Annotated in this window: 12 protein-coding genes; 5 read left to right on the forward strand and 7 right to left on the reverse strand. The window is 67.6% G+C overall.

Features of this window, described 5'->3' with window-relative positions; translation table 11 throughout:
• The first annotated feature begins 148 nt into the window (after positions 1–148).
• Positions 149–832, forward strand: a complete 684-nt coding sequence (locus tag ACNR9O_RS17975) for a hypothetical protein (protein WP_473686300.1) — start codon at positions 149–151, stop codon at positions 830–832.
• A gap of 7 nt (positions 833–839) precedes the next feature.
• On the opposite strand, the gene dapB is transcribed toward ACNR9O_RS17975, so the two are convergent.
• A complete protein-coding gene (gene dapB / locus ACNR9O_RS17980; RefSeq protein WP_473686298.1) occupies positions 840–1,646 on the reverse strand; it encodes a 4-hydroxy-tetrahydrodipicolinate reductase in 807 nt (268 codons plus the stop codon).
• 182 nt (positions 1,647–1,828) lie between these two features.
• Here dapB and ACNR9O_RS17985 point away from each other — a divergent pair, with 182 nt between their 5' ends.
• Both ACNR9O_RS17985 and ACNR9O_RS17990 read left to right on the forward strand, forming a co-directional pair.
• A complete protein-coding gene (locus ACNR9O_RS17985) occupies positions 1,829–2,200 on the forward strand; it encodes a hypothetical protein (RefSeq protein ID WP_473686296.1) in 372 nt (123 codons plus the stop codon).
• A 329-nt stretch (positions 2,201–2,529) separates the two neighbouring features.
• The gene (locus ACNR9O_RS17990; RefSeq protein ID WP_473686294.1) at positions 2,530–3,579 is read left to right on the forward strand and encodes a hypothetical protein; all 1,050 of its coding nucleotides are present in this window, start codon (positions 2,530–2,532) and stop codon (positions 3,577–3,579) included.
• Positions 3,580–3,678: 99 nt separating this feature from the next.
• Here ACNR9O_RS17990 and lpdA read toward each other — a convergent pair whose 3' ends face one another.
• From lpdA to ACNR9O_RS18010, 4 genes are all read right to left on the reverse strand, one after another.
• Complete coding sequence (gene lpdA / locus ACNR9O_RS17995; protein WP_473686292.1) at positions 3,679–5,451, reverse strand: dihydrolipoyl dehydrogenase; 1,773 nt, start codon at positions 5,449–5,451, stop codon at positions 3,679–3,681.
• 18 nt (positions 5,452–5,469) lie between these two features.
• Entirely contained in the window at positions 5,470–7,155 is a 1,686-nt protein-coding gene (gene aceF / locus ACNR9O_RS18000) for a dihydrolipoyllysine-residue acetyltransferase (RefSeq protein ID WP_473686290.1), read from the reverse strand.
• A 296-nt stretch (positions 7,156–7,451) separates the two neighbouring features.
• The gene (locus tag ACNR9O_RS18005; protein WP_473686288.1) at positions 7,452–8,276 is read right to left on the reverse strand and encodes a mechanosensitive ion channel family protein; all 825 of its coding nucleotides are present in this window, start codon (positions 8,274–8,276) and stop codon (positions 7,452–7,454) included.
• Positions 8,277–8,458: 182 nt separating this feature from the next.
• A complete protein-coding gene (locus ACNR9O_RS18010; RefSeq protein ID WP_473686286.1) occupies positions 8,459–9,286 on the reverse strand; it encodes a DUF2884 family protein in 828 nt (275 codons plus the stop codon).
• A gap of 186 nt (positions 9,287–9,472) precedes the next feature.
• Between ACNR9O_RS18010 and ACNR9O_RS18015 the strand changes: the two genes are divergently transcribed.
• Both ACNR9O_RS18015 and ACNR9O_RS18020 read left to right on the forward strand, forming a co-directional pair.
• Positions 9,473–11,131 (forward strand): FAD-binding dehydrogenase, encoded by a 1,659-nt coding sequence (locus ACNR9O_RS18015; RefSeq protein WP_473686284.1) that lies wholly within the window; start codon positions 9,473–9,475, stop codon positions 11,129–11,131.
• Positions 11,128–12,138, forward strand: a complete 1,011-nt coding sequence (locus ACNR9O_RS18020) for a 2-dehydropantoate 2-reductase (protein ID WP_473686282.1) — start codon at positions 11,128–11,130, stop codon at positions 12,136–12,138. Before ACNR9O_RS18015 ends, ACNR9O_RS18020 begins: the two co-directional genes overlap by 4 nt.
• Here ACNR9O_RS18020 and ACNR9O_RS18025 read toward each other — a convergent pair.
• Both ACNR9O_RS18025 and ACNR9O_RS18030 read right to left on the reverse strand, forming a co-directional pair.
• Positions 12,132–13,352, reverse strand: a complete 1,221-nt coding sequence (locus tag ACNR9O_RS18025; protein ID WP_473686280.1) for a low temperature requirement protein A — start codon at positions 13,350–13,352, stop codon at positions 12,132–12,134. The two genes, ACNR9O_RS18020 and ACNR9O_RS18025, sit on opposite strands and share 7 nt — an antisense overlap.
• Positions 13,353–13,423: 71 nt before the next feature.
• On the reverse strand, positions 13,424–13,750 hold the full coding sequence (locus ACNR9O_RS18030) for a DUF2845 domain-containing protein (RefSeq protein ID WP_473686278.1): 327 nt from the start codon (positions 13,748–13,750) through the stop codon (positions 13,424–13,426).
• Positions 13,751–13,831 lie beyond the last annotated feature (81 nt).

A 13,831-nucleotide genomic window follows, 5' to 3' on the forward strand; every position in this document is an offset into this window, starting at 1 on the left:
CGGCTCGCCCGCCGTACCACGGATCTCCCCTTTGGCCGCCGGCACCCCGGCGGCCTTTTCTGCTTCCCGGCGATCCAGCCGCGTGCGCGGAGAAAGGGGGATCGGGTACGCTCCGCGTTCGCCGCCGATGCGCGCTGGAGCACCTCGCATGCACTTCGAAGTACCCAAGCTTCCGATGCACTCGTTCAAGGATTTCGCCAAGCACTATCTGATGATCGTGCTCAGCATCCTGACCGCGCTCGGGCTGGAGCAATGGATCGAGCGCAGCCACCATCTGCACGCCGCCGAAGCGGCCAATACCTCCATCCGCGCCGAGCTGGAGGCCAACCTGGCCGACGTGCGCACCTCGATCAAGGTCAACCGGGACTTCATCGTGCCCTTGCAGCAACTGGACGACGCGATCAGCCAGGATCTGCGCCAGGGCGTATCCGCCGCCGTGATCAACCAGCACATCCAGGCGCAGAAGAAGGCCTTCAAGCTCAGCCTGAACTGGCCGACGTTCGCCTCGCAGGCCTGGGATGTGGCGGTGGCGGACCAGTCGGCCAGCTGGCTGGACGCGGCGCGGCTGCAGCGCTATGCGGCGGCTTACGCCAATATGCGCGATGCCTCCAGCTGGATGACCCACGACAGCGTCACGCTGCTCAATGCGCCCAGCATGGGTGCGCTGCATACCCGCATCAATCTCGATGTGCCGGTGGACCCGATGGAATTCATCATCGCGCTGCGCGGCATGATCATCACCTCGCAGGAAACCCAGTCCCACCTGCAGCAGCTGGAATCGCACCTGGTCGACTCGCTGGCTGAGGACAAGGGCGCCAAGGCGCGCGGCTGATCCGCGATTAAAGCTCCAGCACCTTGTCCAGGCCCCGATGCACGCCGGGGGCCAAGGTCCCGACCCGGCGGATAGCCAGCAAGGCGCCGTCCACATAGGGCCTGGCGCTGCTGCCCGCGTTATGGCGCAGGGTCAGGGTCTGGTCCGGCATGCCGAAGATCACTTCCGCACCGAGCACGAAGCCCGGCAAGCGCACGGCATGCACCTGGGCGCCACCCAGCGTGCCGCCACGCGTCTCGCGCACGCCACGCGTCTGCTCCAGCGGCAGGCCGAGCGCCGGCTGACGTACCTGGCCGAGCCGGCCGGCCAGTTCGCGCACCGTGCCGCTGGGCGCATCGGGCTTGCCTTCATAGGCGTAGTCGATGATTTCCCAGCTTGGGATGTACTTCGCCGCCTGCTCGGCAAACTTCTGCAGCAGCACCATGGTGAGCGCGAAATTGCCGCAGGCCAGCACGCTGCGTTGCTGCGCGTGCGCCACGCGATCGATATCCGCGTAATCCTCGTCGGACAGGCCAGACGTGCCGACCACGACGTGCGCGCCATGCTCCAGCGCGGCGAGGATGTTGCCCTTGGCGCTATCGGGCCTGGTGTATTCCATGAACACGTCGACCGGCTGCTTGGCCAGCGCTTCGGTTGCGGTGGCGAACACGGGGACCTGCAGGCGTTCGTCGCCGAGTGCCTGCGCAAGCAAGCCGCCTGCGTGGCGGCGCGATACCGCGCTAACCAGCGTGAGGTCATCGGCAGCAGCCAGGCCGCGGGCGAGTTCGGAACCGGCCCAGCCGGTGGCCCCTGCCAGACAGACATGAAGAGTCATGAAGCACCTTCGAGAAATGAAAGAGACACATCACATGCCGCCTATCCGGCACTTTGCAAGCCGGCGAGCGCCAGCGTAGCCGGCTTCGGCGACCGAATCGGACTTCTACTTCCGCGCCCGCACCTGCCTTGTCCCGCGCACGGACGGCCTGAGCCGCGCCACCGGCGCGACGTCCACCAGGGATGCTCCGCGCCTGGGAAATCGACATAACCATCCATCACGTCCTCGCCTGGTTCGTGGCGCTTGCCGTGCTACCTGCGGTCGGCCTCACTTTGTTCGTGCTGATGCGGCGCGACTGCCGCGGCGCGCCCAGCTTCGCGCTGGCACTGCCGGCCATGGCGCTGACCTTCGTCTTCGTCCTTGCACTTGAATGCTCGTTGCGCGAACTCGATCGATGCGCGGCTGACGGCACCGCATGCACGAATCGGAAGCGATTGAACTCGTCACGCGCGAAACCGCGTGGCGTTCACGCGGCCATCACCCGCGCGTTTTTTCGAATACACGAATCGTTGAACATCATGAAAAGCGCAACGATTTCGTCGTCGACCACTTAAATTCAAGACTCGCACGCCACACACCCATGCACGTTTGAGTTGCTTTTCGTCGCAGATGCTTGACGCAGTCTTTTTCGATTTGCAATGCGCTCGCCTATGCATTACCTAAGCCGCCGGAGCATTCGCGTCTGGACGGCCGAATGTTCTCTCAAGGGGATGCATCATCGTTCGACTCTCCGCGAAGGATCCCGCGGGAGACATGCAGCTGCGTGAGATGTCGCCGCCAACGAAAGCTGGCCGGCGCAGAGGTGGGTTGTCGTCAAAAAAAGCCGGCGCCTGGATAGTCCAGCACCGGAACCCGATAGCTTCGTGTACCAGGGAGAATTTCAATGCGTGCCAAGTTGAACCTTGTTCTGGCAGCCGGCGTGCTCGGCGCCCTCTGCCTTTCCGCGGCGCATGCCGCACCGCCCGCGGACGTTTCCGCGCAAGCCGGCACCGAGATCGTGGGCCCGCTCGAAGCGCAGGCGCGCGAGCAGTGGCGTCATGACATCTCGCATATCGCCACGCCGTCCGAAGGCTGTTTCCATGCCACCTATCCCAGCATCATCTGGCAACGCACGGCGTGCAAAGAGGCCATTCCTCGCGTGACGCCCACGCCGCGCTGGCGCAGCTTCGGCGCCGCGCAGAACGCCGGCAACGGCAACGACTACACACTGCAGTCCTCGACCCTGATCACCAAGGCCGTCGGCAGCTTCCCCTCGGTGACCGGCGTGACCTCCGAGTCGGGCGTCGGCGTAGCGGCTTATGGCGGCGGCGGCATCCTCGGCCCGAACGAGTACTCGCTGCAGATCAACTCCAGCTTCGACGACACCACATCGGCCTGCCGCGGCCACTCCGGCTGCACGGTGTGGCAGCAATACGTCTATGCGCCCGACTACAGCGTCAATGGCGAAGCGGCGGTATTCATGCAGTACTGGCTGATCGGCTACGGCGGCAGCACCTGCCCGAGCGGCTTCGGCAGCGACGGCGCCGGCGACTGCTACAGGAACAGCGCCGCCGCGACCGCGCCGGACGTTCCGGCCACGCAGCTCGCCAATGTGAAGCTCACCGGCACCGTCACTGCCGGCGGCAACGACACCGTGGTCTTTACCAATGGTACCCAGGCCTATAGCTCCAGCGGCAAGGACAGCGTGCTCTACCTGGCGCAGGTGTGGAAAGTCGCGGAATGGAACGTGATCGGCAATGCCGGCGGCTCGGAAGCCCAGTTCAACAGCGGCTCGTCGATCACGGCGAAGCTGGCGGTGACTAACGGCTCGACCTCGGCCCCCTCCTGCGTGGCCAACTCCGGCAGCACCGGCGAGAGCAACAACCTCAACCTGGGCAGTTGCAGCACTGGCGGCGGCTCGACCCCGTATATCCAGTTCACGGAGTCGAACTGAGCCCAGCCCGTCGTTCCGGCGCAGCCGGAATGACGCCTGCAAACAAAAGAGCCCGAGGCAAGCTCGGGCTCTTTTGCAACACGGACACTTCCGACCGAGTTACTTTCGCTTGGGGATGTACAGGTCGGTGATGGTCCCTTCGTACACCTCCGCCGCCATGCCCACCGATTCGCTCAGCGTGGGATGCGGATGGATGGTGAGCCCGATGTCCGCTGCCTCGCTGCCCATCTCGATGGCATGCGTGATCTCGGCGATCAGGTCGCCCGCGTGCGGGCCGACGATGGCGCCGCCGATGACGCGGTGGGTTTCTTCGTCGAACAGCAGCTTGGTGAAGCCCTCGGTGCGGTCGATGCCGATGGCGCGGCCGCTGGCCACCCACGGGAATTTGCCCACGCCGACCTTCAGGCCCTTATCCTTCGCCTCGCGCTCGGTCACGCCGACCCATGCCACCTCAGGATCGGTGAAGGCGACGGACGGGATCACGCGCGCGTCGAAATAGCTCTTCATGCCGGACACCACTTCAGCGGCCACGCGCGCCTCGTGCGTGGCCTTGTGCGCCAGCATCGGCTGGCCGACCAGATCGCCGATGGCGAAGATGTGCGGCACGTTCGTGCGCATCTGCGTGTCGACGTTGATGAAGCCGCGCTCGGTCACCGCGACGCCGGCCTTGTCGGCGCCGATCTTGTTGCCGTTGGGCGAACGGCCCACGGCGACCAGCACGCGATCGAACAGTTTGGTCTCGGGAATGCTGTCGCCTTCGTAGGCGACCTCGATGCCCTTCTTGGTGGCCTTGGCCTCGACCACCTTGGTTTTCAGGTGCACGCCCTTGAGCTTGCCGCCCAGGCGCTTGGCCAGCGGCTTGATCAGGTCGGCATCGGCGCCGGGAATCAGCTGGTCCATGAACTCGACCACGGTCACTTCGCTGCCGAGGGCCGAATACACCGTGGCCATCTCCAAGCCGATGATGCCGCCGCCCACCACCAGCAGCTTGGCGGGCACGTCCTTCAGCTCCAGCGCGCCGGTGGAATCCACCACGCGCTCGTCGTCCCACGGGAACGCCGGCAGCTTCACCGACTGCGAGCCGGCGGCGATGATGGCGTACTCGAAGCGGATCAGCTTGGGGCCTTCGGCCGTCTGGACTTCCATCTCGTGCGGCGACACGAAGGTGCCGGTGCCCTGCACCGTGCGCACCTTGCGCTGCTTGGCCATGCCGGCGAGGCCGCCGGTGAGCTGGCCGACGACCTTGGTCTTGAAGCCGCGCAGCTTGTCCAGGTCGAGCTTGGGCTTGCCGAAGCTCACGCCGTGGGCGGCCATGGCCTCGGCCTCGTCGATGACGGCGGCGGCATGCAGCAGCGCCTTGGACGGAATGCAGCCGACGTTGAGGCAGACGCCACCGAGGGTGGCGTAGCGCTCCACCAGCACCGTGTCGACGCCAAGGTCGGCAGCGCGGAACGCGGCCGTGTAGCCGCCCGGACCGGAGCCGAGCACCACCAGCTTGCATTCGATATCGGCCTGGCAACCCGATGCACCCGCAGCCTGCGGCGCGGGTGCCGGAGCCGCCTTGGCCGGCGCCGGCGCTGGCGCGGCGGACACCGCGGCCTTGGGCGCTTCGGCCTGGGGCGCGGCGGCGTCGCTGGCTTCCAGAATGGCGATCACCGCCCCTTCCGACAGCTCGTCGCCCACCTTCACCTTCACTTCCTTGATGATGCCGGCAGCGCTCGACGGAATCTCCATCGTCGCCTTGTCCGACTCGAGCGTGATCAGGCTCTGGTCCTTGGTCACCGTGTCGCCGGCCTTCACCAGCACTTCGATCACCGGCACGTTGTCGTGGCCGCCGATGTCGGGGACTTTCACTTCGATCGTATTAGCCATGTCGTCGGTCCTCCCGCGTCAGAGCAGCAGGCGGCGAATGTCGCCGAGCTGCGTGGCGAGGAAGGAGGCAAAGCGCGCGGCCAGCGCGCCGTCGATCACGCGGTGGTCGTAGCTCAGCGACAGCGGCAGGATCAGGCGCGCGGCGAATTCCTTGCCGTTCCACACCGGTTTGGTCTGCGCCTTGGAGACGCCGAGAATCGCCACTTCCGGCGCGTTGACGATCGGCGTGAACGCCGTGCCGCCGATGCCGCCCAGCGAGGAGATCGAGAAGCAGCCGCCGGACATGTCGTTGGGGCCGAGCTTCTTCTCGCGCGCCTTCTTGGAAATCTCGCCCAGCTCGATGGCCAGGTCGAGCAGGCCCTTCTTGTCGCAGTCGCGGATCACCGGCACCACCAGGCCATCGGGCGTGTCCACCGCGATGCCGATGTGGAAGTACTTCTTGAGGATCAGCTTCTCGCCGGTCTCGTCCAGCGAGGCGTTGAACTGCGGGAACTTCTTCAGCGCCGCGACCACCGCCTTGATCTGGAACACCAGCGGGGTGATCTTCAGATCCTTGTTCTCTTCGCCGAGCTTCTTGCGGAAGGCTTCCAGCTCGGTGATATCCGCGTCTTCATGCTGGGTGACGTGCGGGATCATCGCCCAGTTGCGCGCCAGGTTGGCGCCGGAGATCTTCTGGATGCGGGAGAGCGGCTTCTCCTCGATCGCGCCGAACTTGGCGAAGTCCACCTTCGGCCACGGCAGCAGGTTGAGGCCGCCGCCGGAAGGCTGCGGGGCACCGCTCGGACGCGCGCCGGAGGCGAGCGCGTGCTTGACGTAGGAGGAGATGTCCTCGCGCACGATGCGGCCGCCGCGGCCGCTGCCCTTGACCTGGCGGATGTCCACGCCCAGCTCGCGTGCGAACGCGCGGATGGCGGGGCTGGCGTAGGGCGCGTCGCCGGGCATGACGATGCGCGAGTCGAACGGCGGACGGGCGGTGGGCGCCACGTCGCCTTCGGGGGCGTTGCCCGGGAGCACGCCGCGGCCACCGATCGGGGCGGGCTTCTCCTCGACCTTCGGCGCTTCGACCTTGGCAGCGGCCGGGGCCGGTGCGGGAGCCGGGGCCGGTGCGCCCTCGGCGCTTTCGATCAAGGCGATCACGGCGCCCTCGGAGAGCTCGTCGCCCACCTTGACCTTCAGTTCCTTCACCACACCGCCGAACGCGGCGGGAACTTCCATGGTGGCCTTGTCGGATTCGAGCGTGATCAGGCTCTGATCCTTGGCGACGGTGTCGCCGACCTTCACCAGCACCTCGATCACCGGCACGCCTTCGTGGCCGCCGATGTCGGGCACCAGGGCCTCGCGCACACCGCCGCCGGCCGGCGCGGGTGCCACACGGGCGGGCTCGGCCGCCTTGGCGGGTGCCGGTGCAGGGGCGGGAGCCGGCGCGGGTGCGGCGGCCTTGGGCGTCTCGGCCACGGCACCAGCCTCATCGGCCTCGATGATGGCGATCACGGCGCCCTCGGAAACCTCGTCGCCCACCTTGAGCTTGACTTCCTTGACCGTGCCGGCGAACGGCGCGGGCACTTCCATCGTCGCCTTGTCCGACTCCAGGGTCACCAGGCCCTGTTCCTTCGCGACCTTGTCGCCGGGCTTCACCAGCACCTCGATCACCGGGACATTGTCGTGCCCGATATCCGGTACACGGGCTTCTTTCAGGTCGGCCATGGTTTCTCCTGCGGATGGCGATGGCGCAGCGCCCGGGGATGGCGGCGCGCAAGAGTCCAATCATAGCGAAGGCTCGCCGGCCCGTCTGGATCGATCTTGGTCGCAGGGGACCATGCGCATACGTATGCACGGGGAATCCTGCTCCCCGCCGGGGAGAGGGTGGCGGCAGCCGGCTGAGGGGCCGGGGCTTGCAAGGGAGGAGCAACGGAGCGCGACTTGCTTTCCGCATCCGCTTCTACGCTCCGCCCGGCCCCTCACCCCAACCCTCTCCCCGGAGGGGAGAGGGAGCAATGGCATCAGTCCGGGAGCTTGCCCTGCACTACGCGCAGCTCGCGCTGGGGGAACGGGATGGTGATGCCTTCGGCGTCGAAGCGCTCCTTGATCCGGCGCAGCAGGTCTGTCTGGGTGCCCCAGACGTCGCTGCTGCGGGTGTAGGCACGGATCACCAGGTTCACCGAGCTGTCGCCCAGCGATTCGGTCCAAACGCCGGGCGCCGGATCGCGCAGGATGCGCTCGTCGCCGCCGAACAGCTCGCGCACCGCGGCCATGGCCTTGCCGATGTCGTCGCCATAGCCGATGCCCACCTTCAGCTCGAAGCGGCGGGTGCCGCGACGGTTGAAATTGACGATGGCATCGGCGCCGATCTTGCCGTTGGGCACGATCGCCTCGCGGTTGTCTGGCAGCACCAGCAGGGTGTGCATCAGGTTGATCGAGTCCACGGTGCCATCGATGCCGCCGGCGGTGATGTAGTCGCCGACGCGGAAGGGCCGGAACACGATCAGCAGCACGCCCCAGGCGAGATTGCTCAGCGAGCCCTGCAAGGCCAGGCCGATGGCCAGGCCCGCGGTACTGAGCGCGGCGATCAGCGGGGCGGACGGCACGCCCGCCTGCTGCAGCGCCATCACCACCAGCAGCACGATCAGCACGCCATTGATGAGATTGCGCAGGAAACCACTGAGCGTCGGATCGAATTTCGCCCGCTGCATCGCGCGCAGCGCGAAGTTGGCGACGCGCGCGGCGACCCAGACGCCGACCAGCAAAATCAGCAAGGCGGCGGCGATGTCGAACAGATGCTGGATGGCACCCTCGGAGAAATGCATTCGCACCAGAAAATCATGCATGGCCTGGGATCCGTCGAAAAAAACCACACGAAGCCTAGCAGGGCTTCATGGCAGCGCGTCGCAGACGGCGCGCTGCCGAACCGATCCATAGGCATAAAAAAGCCGCGCCCGGGGGAACAGGCGCGGCGTCAGGGAGACCCCTAGCGAGGGAGTAGACGGCGGGTCTCCAGGGGCAATCGCGCTCACCGCGATGCGACGTCCTGCTCCTTTTTGGCGGGCGCCTTGTTGTTGTCTTCCTTCTCGTGCGTGACCAGTTGCAGGCGCGAGCCGTCGGCGAGGCGAAACTGGAACTGCTGCTGCAGCTCGTCCAGAGCCTGCAGTCTCGGGCACAACGCGCGGGCGTGTTCGCTCAAGCGGTCGGCACGCGCGTTGATTTCCTTGTCGATGGATTTGTCCAGCGAATCGGCACGCGCCTGCAGCGCGGCCACTTTGCTCTGGTCGCCGCTCAGCGCCGCGGTCACGGCTTCGCCGGTGACCTTGCCGACCAGGTCGCCCACGGTTTCCTGCACGCTGTCGCTCAGCGCCTCGCTCGCCGCACCGTGCTTCCACACGCCGCGGCCCAGCGAGCCGTCGATGCCGGCCAGGGCCTGGGCACGGCGGCGGTCGAGTCGCCCGGTCAGCTCGCGGCGCTCGCTTTCGTTCTGCGCGAAGGTGGCCATCACCACGCGCATCGCGGCGAAGCCCACGTCGACGCCTTCGCGCGCCACGCCGGCCACTTCCGGCAGCAAGCTGCGCACGTTCTCCTCGTACTGGCGCAGGCGCGCCGCGTCCGCGCCCGACACCGCGACGTCGCGGCCATCCACGCGCAGCTGCCCGTCGTGCATGAATACCTTGGCGGGCTTGCCGTCGTCGCGTTCGAAATGGATGCCCGAGGTATCGACCTGGACGTCATAAGGCGTCGCATAACCGCAGTTGGCATGATCGATGTGGATTTCGCGGGCCGACGCCGGCGTGGCCAGCATCAGGCCGAGCGCGAGCGTGCCCGCAGTCGCGACGAATGTCGTACGCATGATTTGCTCCCTCGTGGCGCGGCCGGCCCTCCGCCGGCCCATGGCGCCACGATGCGGCGCGGCACCGGCGAGCGGCATGGGCCAGCCGTCATGCCCTGCCATCGGTCACATGTGGCATTGCGCATAGGCAGGAGCGCGCAGCTCGATTAACGTCTGGAACGTCACAGCCCCCGGGGGAGCGAACGCATGCGGGACGGTTTCGACGTAATCGTGATCGGCGCCGGCCTCGCCGGCCTCGCCGCCGCTACCGAGCTGGCCGATGCCGGCCGCCGGGTGCTTGTGCTGGAACAGGAACCGGAGCAGAGCCTCGGTGGCCAGGCGTTTTGGTCGTTCGGCGGGCTGTTCTTTGTCGACTCGCCGGAACAACGGCGCATGGGCGTACGCGATTCGCATGCGCTGGCGCTGGCGGACTGGATGGGTACGGCCGCGTTCGATCGGCCCGAAGACCACTGGCCGCGACGCTGGGCCGAAGCCTACGTGGATTTCGCCGCGGGCGAGAAACGCGCCTGGCTGCACGCCATGGGCATGCGCTGGTTCCCGGTGGTCGGCTGGGCCGAACGCGGGGGGCACGGCGCCTACGGGCACGGCAATTCGGTGCCGCGCTTCCACGTCACCTGGGGCACCGGCCCCGGCGTGCTGGAGCCGTTCGCGCGCCGCGCGCGCGCCGCCGAAGCGAAAGGGCTTATCCGCTTCGCCTTCCGCCATCGCGTAGACGAACTGCTGGTGGAAGGCGGCGCAGTGGTCGGCGCGTGCGGCATCGTGCTCGCGCCCGATAGCGTGGAGCGCGGACGGCCGAGTTCGCGCGAGACGGCAGGCGAATTCGAGCATCGCGCGCAGGCGGTGATCGTCGCTTCCGGCGGCATCGGCGCCAATCACGAGCTGGTGCGGCGCCACTGGCCAAGCCGGCTCGGCCAGCCGCCGGCACATATGTTGTGCGGCGTGCCCGCGCACGTGGACGGACGCATGCTCGCGATCAGCGAAGCGGCCGGCGCGCAGCTGATCAATCGCGATCGCATGTGGCACTACGTCGAAGGCATCGAGAACTGGAACCCGATCTGGCCGCAACATGCGATCCGCATCTTGCCCGGCCCTTCTCCGCTGTGGTTCGACGCCACCGGCAAGCGCCTGCCCGGCCCGTTGTGGCCCGGCTTCGACACCATGGGCACGCTGGCCTATCTGCGCCACACCGGGTACGACTACAGCTGGTTCGTGCTGGACCAGCAGATCATCCGGCGCGAGTTCGCGCTGTCCGGCTCCGAACAGAATCCGGACCTCACCAACAAGAGCTGGCGCCAGGTAGCCCGGCGTGCGATCGGCAAGGGCGCGCCGGCGCCGGTGGAGGCGTTCAAGCAGCACGGCAGGGATTTCATCGTGCGCGACACGCTCGAAGACTTGGTGGCTGGCATGAATGCGCTGGCCGGCAACGGCCTGCTCGACGTGAGCGAGCTGCGCCGGGAGATCGAGGCGCGCGACCGGCAGTTCGATCATCCATTCGCCAAGGACGCGCAGGTGATGGCGATCCACAACGCGCGCCGCTACCGCGGCGACAAGCTGGTGCGCGTGGCCAGACCGCACCGCCTGCTCGATCCGGCCAACGGCCCGCTGATCGCGGTGCGCCTGCACATCCTCACCCGCAAGACGCTCGGTGGCCTGGAGACCGACCTGCAGGCGCGCGTGCTCGGCCCGGATGGCCATCCGCTGCCCGGCCTGTATGCCGCCGGCGAGGCCGCCGGCTTCGGCGGCGGCGGCCTGCACGGCTACCGCGCACTCGAGGGCAGTTTCCTCGGCGGCTGCCTGTTCTCCGGGCGCATCGCCGGACGCGCAGCTGCGGCGGCGGTGGCGTGAGCGCACAGCCCGACATCGTCATCTACGGTACCGGCAGCGTCGGCGGCTATCTCGGCGGGCGGCTGCACGGCCACGCCGCAGTGCGCTTCATCGCGCGCCCGCGCATGGCCGACACCTTGCGCACGCACGGCATCACGCTGACCGACCTGCATGGTTTTCGCCGGATCATTCCCGGCGATGCGCTGGACCTGTCGCCCACACCGGTCGATGCCCATGCGCCTCTGGTGCTGGTCACGGTGAAATCCGGCGACACCGCGCAAGCGGCGCGCGAACTGGCCGGTGTACTGTCTCCCGGGAAGGTGGTGATCAGCTTCCAGAACGGCCTGCGCAACGCCGATGTGCTGCGCGAAGCGCTGCCCGGCTGCATCGTGCTGGCAGGCATGGTGCCTTTCAACGTAGTGCAGCGAGGCCCCGGCGCGTTTCACCAAGGGTCCGGCGGTGCCCTGATGGTGGACGACCATCCAGCGCTGGCGCGCTATCTACCTGCATTTGCCGCCGCCGGGCTACCGCTGGAAAGGCGGGGCGATATGGCTGCCGTGCAGCGCGCGAAGCTGCTGTTCAATCTCAACAACGCGATCAATGCGCTGTCCGGCCTGCCGCTGCGCGAGGAATTGTCGCAGCGCGGTTGGCGTCGCTGCCTGGCGCTGGCGCAGCGCGAGGCGCTCGACAGCTTCGTCGCACTGCAACTGCGGGTCGCCAGGCTCACGCCACTGCCGCCGCACTGGCTGCCGTGGGTGCTCTCATTGCCAGACGCGCTGTTCGCACGGATCGCTCCGCGCATGCTGGCCATCGACCCGCTGGCGCGCTCATCCACGTGGGAGGACCTGCAGGCTGGCCGGCGTACCGAGGTGGATGCCCTGCACGGCGCGATCGTGGCGCTGGCCGAAGAGGCCGGCCGGCGCGCGCCGGTCAACGCGCGCATCATCGAACTGGTCCGCGCGGCCGAAGCTGCGCCGGTGACTTGGACCGCCGCGCGATTGCTCGCCGAGTTGCGCTGCGCTCAGTGAGCAGCGTCGGCCAGCTGCCGGCGCACTGCACGTAGAGACAGCGCTTCCCATAGCGCGACCAGCAGCAGCACCGCCGTGGTCAAGGCGGACAGCCAGAACACCGACAGCATGAGCGCCGGCGCCACCAGGAAAATCAGCAGCACCAGCCCCGCCAGGTGCGACAGCGGGAAATTCGACTGGCCGACGGTCATCTTGAACAGGGCATTGCCCAGCAGATAGAGCATCGGCCCGCCGATCAGCACGATCACCGTCGGCATGTCGCAGCGCGCATGCGGATGACTGAGGGTCAGCTCGTCGCCGACCGCACACACCACGATGCCGGCGACGATCGGCAGGTGCAGATAGGTGTAGCCCAGGCGTGCCGTGCGGCCGGGATCGGCGGAGTGCCGGATGGCGCGGCTGCCGCGTTCGGCGCCGAGATCGAAATAGATCCACCACATCGCCACGCAGCCGAGAAAGGCCACGGCGAAAGCCGGCACGGCGGCGGTGACCGGGTGAGACTCGGCGAACGTCGATCCGGTGACGACCAGCGACTCGCCCAGCGCGATGATCACGAACAGACTGCAGCGCTCGGCCAGATGGCCGCCTTCCACGTCCCAGTCCACCGTCGTGGAACGCCCGATGCCAGGCACGAAGAAGCCCGCGGCCGGCCCCATGTATTCGATTCCCAGGGCGAGGATCCACCACAGGAAACGCGCGTCGCTTTCGTGCTCCGCGCCGATCAGCCAGAACACGCCGGCCAGCGCCAGCCAGGCGGCGATGCGAACGAAGTTGTTCCGCTGCGAACGCGTGCCGCCGCGCCACATGGCCCAGACCCCGAACAGCGTGCGGCCCACCTGCATGGCGACGTAGGCGCCGGCGAACAGCCAGGCGCGCTCGCCGAAGGCTTCCGGCAGCGAGGTCGACAGCAACAGGCCGGCGAAGGTGAGCGCCAGCAGCATCGCGCGCACGGCGATCCGCTCCGGATCCAGCCAGTTGGTCACCCAGCCGGTGAAGATCCATACCCACCACACTGCAAGGAACAGCAGAAGCACGTGCGCCGCGCCCAGCAAGGTCAGGTCGTGCAGCAAAGCGTGCGAGAGCTGGGTGACCGCGTAGACGAACACCAGGTCGAAGAACAGCTCGATGTTGGTGACCTTGCCGTGGCCGCCTCCGGCACGGGAGCGCAGCAGGCCACGATGGGCGGCGTGGGAGGAGACGTGCGGTTCGGGCATGGGCGGCTTTTCCTTGGACCGCCGTATTTATGGCATGCCGGCGCGCCGACGACCATGCACGAACGGGTGCCTCACTCGATGCGTGCCACCCGGCCATCCACCAGCACCACGGTCACCGTGCGGTGACCACGCCGGTACTGCCAGCGCTCGCCGGCTGGCCCACCCACCACGCGGGCGCCTGCGACCTTGCCGGCCCTGGGCTTTTTGCCATGCTTTCCCGTGGCCTTGCGCTGGGGCTGGGTGCTGTCGCGGGCTTTGTGGTCCGGTTTGCCCATCAGCTGGACGACCCGCGCGGCGCTGTCGCCCGTCGTCAGCACCTGGTTACCGACGCGCAAGGTATCGGCCTGCACGCCCTCCGCCAGGATCAGCATCAGCGCCAGACATATGGAAATCCGCATGACTCTTCCCTTCCGGCGCGACCGGCGCCATCCGGGCAAAAACTAGCCTTGGCCGACAGACCGCGGCATCGGTTGATGACG

Source organism: Dyella sp. CR10 (genome assembly GCF_055814425.1).